This is a genomic window from Nocardioides ginsengisoli (assembly GCF_039537225.1).
GTDB lineage: Bacteria > Actinomycetota > Actinomycetes > Propionibacteriales > Nocardioidaceae > Nocardioides > Nocardioides ginsengisoli.
Map to the genome: position 1 here is coordinate 95,247 of NZ_BAABAC010000040.1, position 10,546 is coordinate 105,792.

9 protein-coding genes are annotated in these 10,546 nt (G+C 72.5%); 3 read left to right on the forward strand and 6 right to left on the reverse strand.

Annotated features, from left to right (window positions below; genetic code table 11):
* The first annotated feature begins 274 nt into the window (after nt 1-274).
* The gene (locus AB4880_RS20995) at nt 275-1,768 is read left to right on the forward strand and encodes a hypothetical protein (protein WP_367921159.1); all 1,494 of its coding nucleotides are present in this window, start codon (nt 275-277) and stop codon (nt 1,766-1,768) included.
* Here the strand turns inward: AB4880_RS20995 and AB4880_RS21000 are convergent.
* The 6 genes from AB4880_RS21000 to dnaK all read right to left on the reverse strand — a co-directional run bounded on the left by AB4880_RS21000 (nt 1,765) and on the right by dnaK (nt 8,349).
* Nucleotides 1,765-2,682: an Abi-alpha family protein gene (locus AB4880_RS21000; RefSeq protein ID WP_367921160.1), complete on the reverse strand. Its 918-nt coding sequence runs from the start codon at nt 2,680-2,682 to the stop codon at nt 1,765-1,767. The two genes, AB4880_RS20995 and AB4880_RS21000, sit on opposite strands and share 4 nt — an antisense overlap.
* Nucleotides 2,683-2,695: 13 nt before the next feature.
* Nucleotides 2,696-4,030, reverse strand: coding sequence for a DUF445 domain-containing protein (locus AB4880_RS21005; RefSeq protein ID WP_367921161.1), 1,335 nt, complete (start codon nt 4,028-4,030; stop codon nt 2,696-2,698).
* A gap of 228 nt (nt 4,031-4,258) precedes the next feature.
* A complete protein-coding gene (locus AB4880_RS21010; RefSeq protein WP_367921162.1) occupies nt 4,259-4,690 on the reverse strand; it encodes a heat shock protein transcriptional repressor HspR in 432 nt (143 codons plus the stop codon).
* Nucleotides 4,690-5,883, reverse strand: a complete 1,194-nt coding sequence (dnaJ, locus tag AB4880_RS21015; protein ID WP_367921163.1) for a molecular chaperone DnaJ — start codon at nt 5,881-5,883, stop codon at nt 4,690-4,692. The genes AB4880_RS21010 and dnaJ overlap by 1 nt, the downstream gene beginning before the upstream one ends.
* 31 nt (nt 5,884-5,914) lie before the next feature.
* Nucleotides 5,915-6,493 (reverse strand): nucleotide exchange factor GrpE, encoded by a 579-nt coding sequence (grpE, locus tag AB4880_RS21020; RefSeq protein WP_367921164.1) that lies wholly within the window; start codon nt 6,491-6,493, stop codon nt 5,915-5,917.
* Nucleotides 6,490-8,349, reverse strand: coding sequence for a molecular chaperone DnaK (gene dnaK / locus AB4880_RS21025; protein ID WP_367921165.1), 1,860 nt, complete (start codon nt 8,347-8,349; stop codon nt 6,490-6,492). Before dnaK ends, grpE begins: the two co-directional genes overlap by 4 nt.
* Nucleotides 8,350-8,481: 132 nt before the next feature.
* Here dnaK and AB4880_RS21030 point away from each other — a divergent pair, with 132 nt between their 5' ends.
* On the forward strand, nt 8,482-9,330 hold the full coding sequence (locus AB4880_RS21030; protein ID WP_367921166.1) for an aldo/keto reductase: 849 nt from the start codon (nt 8,482-8,484) through the stop codon (nt 9,328-9,330).
* A gap of 87 nt (nt 9,331-9,417) precedes the next feature.
* A partial coding sequence (locus AB4880_RS21035; protein ID WP_367921167.1) for a hypothetical protein occupies nt 9,418-10,546 on the forward strand: 1,129 nt, incomplete at its 3' end.

Consider the following 10,546-nt stretch of genomic DNA (forward strand, 5'->3'; position numbering starts at 1 on the left):
CAGCGCGGCGACGCCGACGCCAGGGGCCCGGGGCTCGGGGCGGGCGAGAACAGCGACGGTGGGTGGAGGAATCTCGGGTTCCCCCACCCACCGCGGGTGATCGCGGTCGAACGGGTTCCCCCTGGTCCCCCGCAGGCGGAGCACGGCCCCACGCCGCACCGGACACTCGCGCTCGACCGCGCTGGAGTTCAAAATCGCACAGCAGGAGGGCCCGATCGCGATTGTTTCGGTCCGATCGGTCGATGAAACGACGGCCGACCTGCCACCATGCCCTATGGCTCGCCACGCCGACGAGATCGACGACGCCTCCCCGCTCGCGGGTGCGCGGATCGACGTCGGCGCGCGGATCGGCTGGCTCCTGCGCAGCACCCGCGCCGCGGCGGGCGTGCCGCTGCGCGAGCTGGGCCGCCGTACCGACGCCAGTACGGCGCTCTCGCCGGCCACCCTCTCCCGCGTCGAGACCGCCGGCCGGCGCAGCGGGCGGGTCATCGCCGCCTACGAGCGGGCGCTCGACATCCCCTACGGTCACCTCCGCGCGCCGGTCGACGTCCTGTGCCGGACCTTCTCCTATGCGCCCGCCGACGCCGAGCCGTTCGTGCCGGCGCCCACCCTCGAGGGCTTCAGCACGGCGTGCGACGCGGTCGCCGCCGACGAGCCCCTGGCCCACGAGTGGCTGCGGTTCGCGGAGTACCACACGCTCACGCCGTTCGGCCTGCCCGCGCGCACCGCCCGGCCGCTGATCGCGAAGCTCGTCGACGAGGTCGGCCGGTCGGCGGGGCTGGCCTACCAGCTGCGCTACGAGGCGCTCGCCAAGCTCCGCTGCAGCCCCTACGGCGCCGTGGTCGCGGAGGTCATCCGCGAGGCGGTCGAGGCGCCCGGCATGCAGCGCGCCGCCGACCTGCTCAGCGCCGTCACCGAGCGTCCGACGGCCGACCTGGTGACCTGGTGCGGCGAGCTGCTGTCCCATGAGTCGTGGGTGATCGCGCGCGCCGGCTGCCTCGGGATCCAGAACATGCGCAGCGTCGGCGGCCTGCGCCGCTCCGACTGGATGCCGCTCGTGCCGGTGTTCGCCGCCGCGTGCGACGCCGCGGTCGGCGACCCGCTGCGCCAGCCGATCCTCAGCTCGACGCTGGCGTGCTGCCCGCCCGAGTTCCGTACGGCGGTCCGCGCGCTGCTCGCCCGCGACCTCGTCGAGCCGCGCCGCGCCGCCACCTGGTCCCGCACCCGCCGCAACCGCCACTTCGCCCACGCCGCGTCGCTGGCCGCCCAGATCACCGGCACGTCCGCCGGCGAGAGCCTGCTCGCCCGGCTGCTCTTCGAGGTGCTCTACGACTTCCGCGCCACCCACGTGGTGACGTCGTCCTTCCTGCTCGTCGCCTCGCCGTTCGCCGACGCGGTGCGTGAGCAGCTCTGCATCTCCGCGCTCGACGGCCCCGACGAGATCACCCGCCACGGCGCGGCGTTCGCCTTCGCCAACTTGATGATCCCGTTCGAGACCGCGGATCCCGCCCCCTGGCTGGCCTCCGACGACCCTGTGGTGCGTGGCGCGGGCCTGACCATCTGCGGGTTCGCCGGCGTGCCGCTGCCCGAGCCGCTGCTGCGCGATCTGGTCGTCGCCGACGACGAGGTCGGCTACGACGCGCTCTTCGCGGCCGGCATGTCGCGGCAGCCGGAGCTGGCCGCGCTCGCGTCGCGGGACGACCTGCCGCCCGCCGTACGTGCGGCGGCGCGGTGGTGGCGCGGCGCCGGCGGGCGGATCGTCAGTTAGTTTCCGTCGATCTCCGGCGGCGCCTCGTGCTCGGGCAGGTCGTCGCTGGCGGCGGTCTGCTCGTCGACGAGCGCGAGCTTGCAGAACTCCTCGCCGAAGGGCGTGAGGTGGATGCTGCGGCGCACGACCTTCGCGAACTTCACCGAGTGCAGCGCGCCGAGGACGTCGGGCTGCGCCTCGAGCACCTGGTACTCCAGGTGGTCGCGCACCGGCTCGCGCGAGAACCAGACCAGGCCCAGCCGGAACAGGTTGTTGAGGTACGACGGCACCTGGTCGAGGTAGCGCAGCCCCGCGCGCGGCCCGACCATGTTGAGCCCCGGCGCGATCAGCTGGCTGTTGACCATGCCGATCGGCCCGCCGGTGCGGACGTCGACCGACGGCTGCGGGCCGTTGCGCAGCAGCATGACGAGGATCCGCGCCTCGTCGGGCGCGAGCTCGTCGAGGATCCGGTCGAACGCCGGGTGGCGGTCGTCCTGGCTCCACACGTCGCGCGAGCGCTGGAGCAGCTCGTTGCCGCGGTCGCGCAGCGACTGCGGGCGCGACGCGACGACCTGGCCGTCGACGACGGGCGCGACGGGGACCTCGCGCGTGCGCTCCGCGCCGGCGCCGAGCGACTCCCCGGCGCGCATCAGCGCGGTGGCGACGGGCACGCCGCCGGAGACCTGGCGGGCCACCTCGCCGAGCGCGCCGACGTACGAGCCGACGTCGCGGATGAGGGAGGCCGCCTCGTCGCGGCTGGTCACGGCCTTGCCGACGCGCAGCCAGTTGCGGGTCGTCGTACGGACGCCCCAGCCGGCGGTGTGCAGCGCCGCGGAGCCGGCCACACGGGCCAGTCCGGGCAGGGACTCGGCCACGGCCGGTCCGGGCAGCGCGGGCAGCCGCGGCAGTCCGTCCTTGTCGAGGTCGTCGGTCATGTCAGCCTTCCGCTCAGGCCGGGGGGAATCCCGGAATCCATCCCCAATTGAAGATCCCGAGGTGGATGAACCCGCCGGCGGCACCCATGATCGCGCCGTGGGCGTAGAGCATCCACTCGTCCTCCTTGATGGCCGAGCGCATCATCTCGACGAAGTCCTTGGGCGGGAGCTCCTTGGTACGCCGCGCGATCAGCACCCGGATCTTCTCCGACTGCTGGCGACTGAACTCGGCGTCCCGGAACGGCGTGATGGTGCGGCCGACGGCCTCCTGTGCGAAGGAGTCCTTGATGCTGTCGTAGCGGCGCCCGCCCATCGCGACGTTGACCGCGCCGCGCAGCGGGCCGGCGGCCTTGTCGATCGCGGGGCGCATCGCGGTGGCGATCATCTGCCGGGTGCGGTCGCCGCGCGGGCCGTCCATGAGGAAGTCGCCGATCCGCTCGAGCGTGATCACGTCGTCGGCGATGATCCGCGCGTAGACCTCGGCGCACTCGTCCTGGCGGCGCAGGAAGAGACCCTGCACCTTGATGCCGAGGATCCGCTTCTCCTCCGGCGGGTCGAAGATCAGCCACATGCCGAGCAGGTTGGTGGTCCAGCCGACGAAGACGCCGAGCAGCGGCAGCAGCCACCAGATGTGCCAGGTCTGGTCGATGATCGCGACCGGGACGCCCAGCAGGAAGCCGAAGATGAAGCCGAAGGCGACCATCAGGTTGAGCTCGCGCTGGCCGACGTCCTTGAAGACCTTGACGACCAGCTCGGGGTTGTTGCGGAAGTGGTCGATGACCATGATCTTCGGGTCGAGCAGCTGGTCGATGTGGACGCCGATCTCGTCGGTGATCGTCTTCACGACGCCCGGCAGCTGCGCCTGGACCCGGTCGATCACCGCCTGGCGCACCGGCTTCGGCAGGTCGCGCCACAGCCGCGGGTGCTCGCGCATCATGACCTCGTCGACGAGAGCCGGCAGGTCGGGGCGGAAGACGGCGACGATGTGCTCGGCGATCTGGTCGGGCTCGAGCTGGGAGTAGAACTCCGCCGGCGTACCGAGCTTGGCGATCACCTTGTCGACGGCGATGCTGCCCATCTTGGCGGCGCGCGCGGGGACGATGCCCTGCCAGCCGACGCCGCCCTCCATCAGGCCCGGGATCTCCTGCAGCTTGCGCGGGATGACGCCCGCGATCTCACGCAGGCCGGGGACCCGGAAGCCGTGGAAGCTGACCGGCTTGAAGAGCATCCACAGGCCGGACCAGTTGATCAGCCAGCCGATGATGCCGGTGAAGAACGGGATCGACACGAACGCGAACCAGTCGACGTGGTCGGCCCAGTCGCCGAGCCACTCGAGCACTGAACTCACACGCACCTCTCGTCCCGTGGGGGTCCCGCCGCGCCCCATGCCCTCGGACGGTCCCGACGGGTGGAGGTTAACGCCTGCCCTATCAACCCCGACAGAGATCTCAGGTCACGGTGTCGCAGCAACCGGGGGTCGCGGACGGCGTACTTCCTGACGGTTGCTGGCGCTTCCTGGCCGTTGCAACGGGCAGGAAGCGCAGGAATCCCCGCTGAAGCGGGGATCCCAACACCCTCAGGGCCGCCGGCGCCAGACGACCATCGACTGCCCGACAGGAGCGTCGGGCAGCGCGGGCAGGTTGGAGCGCGGCGTGGGACGGCTGGCCATCGCCTGACGCAGCGCCTCACGGGCGGCGTCCAGCTCGGCGGCGAGCTCGGCGTTGCGGGCGCGCAGCGCGGCGACCGCGTTCTCGAGGTCGAGGATCCGGCGGACGCCCTCGATGCCGATGCCGGACGCCGTCAGGGCGGCGATCGCGCGGAGCCGCTCGATGTCGCGGTAGGAGTAGCGCCGTCCGCCGCCACCGGTGCGGCCGGGCGTGATCAGCCCGACCCGCTCGTAGGTGCGCAGGGTCTGCGGGTGCAGCCCGGAGAGCTGGGCGGCCACGCTGATGACGTAGACCGCGTCCTCCGCTCCGGGCGGCCCCTGCGGTGGGCGGACGGCGGCCATCAGCGTGCCTCGCCGGCGTCGCCGGTGAAGAGCCCGGCGCGCAGCGGCGTGCCGGCGGTCGCGGCGGCGTAGGCCTCGAGGGCCTCCTTGGCCTCGGCGCCGAGCGAGCTCGGCACCTGGACCTCGACGGTCGCGAGCAGGTCGCCCTTGGTGCCGTCGGCCTTGGCCGCGCCCTTGCCGCGGATCCGGAAGGTCCGGCCGTTGGGCGTGCCGGCGGGGACCTTGAGGGTCACCGGGGCGCCACCCAGCGTGGGCACCTTGATCTCGGCGCCGAGCGCCAGCTCGGCGAAGGAGACCGGTACGTCGACCGTCAGGTGCTCGCCCTTGCGGCCGAACACCCGGTGGCCGGCGACCTTGACGGTGACGTAGAGGTCACCGGCGGGGCCGCCGTTCTCGCCCGGGGCGCCCTTGCCGCGCAGCCGGATCCGCTGGCCGTCCTTGACCCCCGCGGGGATCTTGGCCTGGATCGTGCGCGCGGACTGGCCGCGGCCGGTGCCGTGGCAGGTGGGGCACGGGTCGTCGTAGACGAGCTGGCGACCACCGCACGAGGGGCAGGTCTCGTTCATCGAGAAGGCGCCGCCCACGGACGCCGTGACGAAGCCGGTGCCGTCGCACGTCGGGCAGACGTGCGGCTTGGTGCCGGGCTTGCCGCCGGTGCCGTGACAGGTGGCGCACGCGCCGTCGGAGCTGATCCGCAGCGACACCGTGACGCCCTCGAGCGCCTCGGTGAAGCCGATCGTCGCCGTCGTCTCGAGGTCGCCGCCGCGGGCGGCCCGCGGCGCCCGGCGGCCCTGGCCGAAGCCGCCGCCGAACAGGTCGCCGAACAGGTCGCCGAAGCCACCACCCCCGCCGCCGGCCCGCTCACGGAGCAGGTCCTCGACGTTGACGCCACCGCCGAAGCCGCCTCCCGGGCCGAAGCCCGCCCCGGCGGGGAAGCCGCCGCGGCCGAACATCTCCCGCGCCTGGTCGTACTTCTGGCGCTTGTCGGCGTCGCCGATCACGTCGTAGGCCTCGGCCACGGCCTTGAACTTGTCGTGCTTGGCCGAGTCGTCGGGGTGCGAGTCGGGGTGGTTGGCACGCGCGAGCTTGCGGTAGGCCTTCTTGATCTCGTCCTGCGACGCGGTCTTGGCGACGCCGAGCTCCTTGTAGAAGTCCTTGGTCGCCCAGTCGGACCGGATGCCGTCGTCACTCATCGCGCACCTCCCTTCTCCTTCGTAGCGTTGATCAAGCCGGGTCGACCACCAGCACCTGCGCCGCGCGGACCACCCGGTCGCCGATCTTGTAGCCGGCCTTGGCGATCACCTTGCAGGTGGTCACCTCGACCTCGGCGTCGGTGCCGATGTGCGACAGCGCCTCGTGCACGGTGGGGTCGAAGGCGTCGCCGACCTCGCCGAACTTCACCAGGCCCAGCTGGGCGACCACGCGCTCGAGCTGCTCGGCGGTGGCCTTGAAGCCGCCCTCGAGCGGCTCGTGCTCCCGCGCCCGGTCGATCGTGTCGAGGACGTCGATGATCGGCGTGAGCGCGGCGTACGTCGCGTTCTCGCGCAGCAGCTCGCGGTCACGCTCGACCCGGCGCTTGTAGTTGAGGTACTCGGCCTGCAGGCGCTGCAGGTCGAGGGTCCGCTCCTCCAGCGCGATCTTGGCCAGGGCGAGCTCGTCGGCCTCGGCGGTCACGGCGTCGGCCGCCGCATCGGCGACGGCGTCGGCGGCGCCCTCCTCGGCCGGGGCGTCCTGGCCCTCGGGCGAGGGAGCCGCAGTCTCCTGCAGCTCCCCCTCCTCCGGGTTGACGCTGTCGTCGCTCACTTGGCGTCGCCCTCGGTGTCCTCGTCGACGATCTCGGCCTCGACGACGTCGTCGTCGGACTCGCCGGTCGCGCCGGTGGTGCCACCCGCAGCGGCCGAGTCGGCCTCGGCGGCGGCGTACATCGCGGCGCCCATCTTCTGGCTGGACTCACCGAGCTTGGAGATCGCGGCCTGGAGCGCGTCGGCGGACGCCTCGGCGTCGGCCAGCACGGTCTTGAGCGACTCGACGTCGGCGGAGACCTCGGTCTTCACGTCGTCCGGGATCTTGTCGCCGTTGTCGGCGAGGAACTTCTCGGTCGTGTAGACGAGCTGGTCGCCCTGGTTGCGGACCTCGACGGCCTCGCGGCGCTTGGCGTCCTCCTCGGCGTACTGCTCGGCCTCCTTGACCATGCGGTCGATGTCGTCCTTGGACAGCGCGCTGCCGCCGGAGATCGTCATCGACTGCTCGCGGCCGGACGCCTGGTCCTTGGCGGAGACGTGGACGATGCCGTTGGCGTCGATGTCGAAGGTGACCTCGATCTTCGGCACGCCGCGCGGAGCCGGCGGGAGGCCGGTCAGCTCGAAGTTGCCGAGGCCCTGGTTCTGCGACCAGATGGCCCGCTCGCCCTGGGCGACCTTGATCTCGACCGACGGCTGGTTGTCGTCGGCGGTCGTGAAGATCTCGGAGCGCTTGGTCGGGATCGTGGTGTTGCGCTCGATCAGCGTGGTGAACACGCCGCCCTTGGTCTCGATGCCGAGGCTGAGCGGGGTGACGTCGAGGAGCAGCACGTCCTTGACCTCACCGGCCAGGACGCCGGCCTGCAGCGCGGCGCCGACGGCGACGACCTCGTCGGGGTTGACGCCCTTGTTGGGCTCCTTGCCGCCGAGCATCTCCTTGACCAGCTCGGTCACGGCCGGCATGCGGGTCGAGCCGCCGACGAGGACCACGTGGTCGATCGCGGAGAGCGCGACGCCGCCGTCCTTGAGGACGTTCTGGAAGGGCGCCTTGGTGCGCTCGAGCAGGTCGGCGGTGAGCCGCTGGAACTCGGAGCGGGTGAGCCGCTCCTCGAAGTGCAGCGGGCCGTTCTCGCCGTGGGTGATGTAGGGCAGGTGGATCGTGGTGTCGCTCGAGGAGGACAGCTCGATCTTCGCCTTCTCCGCGGCCTCCTGGAGGCGCTGGGCGGCGATCTTGTCGGCGGCCAGGTCGACGCCGTTGGCGTCCTTGAACTTCTTGACCATCCACTGGACGATCGCGTTGTCCCAGTCGTCGCCACCGAGGTGGTTGTCGCCGCTGGTGGCCTTCACCTCGACGACGCCCTCGCCGATCTCGAGCAGGGACACGTCGAACGTGCCGCCACCGAGGTCGTAGACGAGGATGGTCTGGTCGTCGCCCTTGTCGAGGCCGTAGGCCAGCGCGGCGGCGGTGGGCTCGTTGACGATGCGGTCGACCTTGAGGCCCGCGATCTCACCGGCCTCCTTGGTGGCCTGGCGCTGCGCGTCGGAGAAGTACGCCGGGACGGTGATGACCGCGTTGGTGACGGTCTCGCCCAGGTAGGCCTCGGCGTCGCGCTTCAGCTTCTGCAGGATGAACGCCGAGATCTGCTGCGGCGTGAAGTCCTTGTCGACGGGGTCGCCGATGTGCTGGGTCCAGTCGGTGCCCATGTGGCGCTTGACGGACCGGATGGTGCGGTCGACGTTGGTGACGGCCTGGCGCTTGGCGACCTCGCCGACGAGCACCTCACCGCTCTTCGCGAAGGCGACGACGGACGGCGTGGTCCGGGCTCCCTCCGCGTTGGCGATGACCGTGGGCTCGCCGCCCTCGAGGACCGCGACGACGCTGTTCGTCGTACCGAGGTCGATGCCGACAGCTCGTGCCATGTTCATTGCTCCTGTCGTAAAGTGGTTCAGCTCGTGATGCAGGTTAGTTGAGCCGGATGGACTCAAGTCTGACACAGGCTCCAACGGGTGGTCCCCCGGGGTTGTTCCCAGCTGCGTGAGAAAGTCGGGACCATGAGCATTCCTCGACTCGACCTCAGCGACGGAACCTCCATCCCCCAGCTCGGCTTCGGCGTCTTCCAGGTGCCGCCGGCCGACACCCAGGCGGTCGTGACCGACGCCCTCGCGGCCGGCTACCGGCACCTCGACACCGCCCAGATGTACGGCAACGAGGAGGGCGTCGGCGCCGCGGTCGCGGCCTCCGGCATCCCCCGCGACGAGCTCTACGTCACGACCAAGCTCCACAACAACAACCACCGGCCCGACGACGTACGCCGCAGCTTCGACGAGTCGCTCGCCCGGCTCGGCCTCGACCACGTCGACCTCTTCCTCATCCACTGGCCGCTCCCGACGCGCTACGACGGCGACTACGTCTCGACGTGGCGGGCCATGACCGAGCTCACCGCCGACGGTCGCGCCCGCTCCGTCGGCGTCTCCAACTTCCAGCCCGACCACCTCGACCGGATCGTCGCCGAGACCGGCGTCGCGCCGGTGGTCAACCAGATCGAGGTCCACCCCTTCATCACCAACGAGGACGCCCGCGCCGCGACCCTGCGCCACGGCGCGCTGGTCGAGGCGTGGTCGCCGATCGCGCGCGGCCGGGTGCTCGACGAGCCGACGATCGTCAAGATCGCCGACGACCTCGGCCGGACGCCGTCGCAGGTCACCCTGCGCTGGCACATCGAGCGCGGCGACATCGTCTTCCCCAAGAGCGTCCGTCCCGAGCGGATGGCCGAGAACCTCGGCATCTTCGACTTCGAGCTCACCGCCGAGCAGATCGACGCGATCTCCGGTCTCGACGAGGGCGACGCGGGCCGCACGGGCCCCAACCCCGACGAGTTCGACTGGGTCCCCGAGCGCTGATCCACCCGCCCCGCCGGGGGTTCCCGGCGGGGCGGCCTCCGCCCTACCCTCGACGTGGGACCGCTGAGCGCCCGAGGGGGTAAGGCCGTGAGCCCCGATCCCGACGCCCGCCGCCAGGAGATGTGGGCGCGGATCGGTCGTGGGGAGCTGAACGCCGCCGCGACCGACGCCCAGCTGATGCTGGAGACGACCCCCGACCCGCTGGTCCGCGCCGAGCTGCACGCGGCGCTCGGCCTGCTGCTGCAGCGGGTCGGGCGGATCGCCGAGTCGCGGGACCGGTTCGCGCTGGCCGCCGAGCTCGCCGCGGGCGCGCCCGCCACGCAGGCGTCCTACCTGGCCGACGAGGCGGGCTCGCGCTTCCTGCTCGGCGACGTCGCCGGGGCCGGTACGACGGCCGACCGCGCGCGGCGGCTCGGCGACCGGCACGGCAACCGGTTCGCCGCCTGCGAGGCGCTCAACACCCAGGCCGCGATCGCGATGAGCGCAGGCCGCCCGGCCGACGCGCTGCGGCTCACCAAGCTCGGCATCGGGCTCCAGGCGTCCGAGCGGCAGAGCTCCGGCGGCGCGCCGCTCTCGCACCTCTACCACGGGCTGGCGCTGGTCGAGCTGGACCGCTTCGCCGACGCCGAGGCCTCCTTCACCGAGGGCCTGCGCCGCAGCGGCGCCGCCGGGGCGACCGGCCAAGCCGCCTGGTACCACGCGATGCGCGGCCTGGCCCGCTACCTCAACGGCCGGTGGGACGACGGCGTCGCCGACGCCCGGCTCGCCCTCGACGGCGCGCACGCGGCCGGCACGCTCGTCGCCCGGCCGATCGCCGACGCGGTGATCGCGCTCGTCGAGGCGCTGCGCGGCAACGTCGGCTCGGCGCAGGCGCAGGTCCGGCCCGGCGGAGGGTCGCTCACCGCGCTCGGCGGGCCCGGCGAGGACTGGCTCTCGCTCGCCCGCGCGGCCGCCGGCCCCCGGCACCGGGAGAGCCTCACGGCGCTGACCGAGGGCTGGCTGCACACCCGGCCGACGCCGTACTTCCTGAGCTGGCGGTCGCTCGCGCCGGCGCTGGTCCACCAGGCCGTGCCGTACGGCGACCCCGACCTCGCCGCGGCCGTGACCGCGGGCGCCGGGACCGGCGCGGCCCACGCCCGCGGCGTCGGCTCGGCCGAAGGCGCGGCGCTGCGCTGCCGGGCGCTGCTCGACGACGACCCGGACGCCGCCCGCGCCG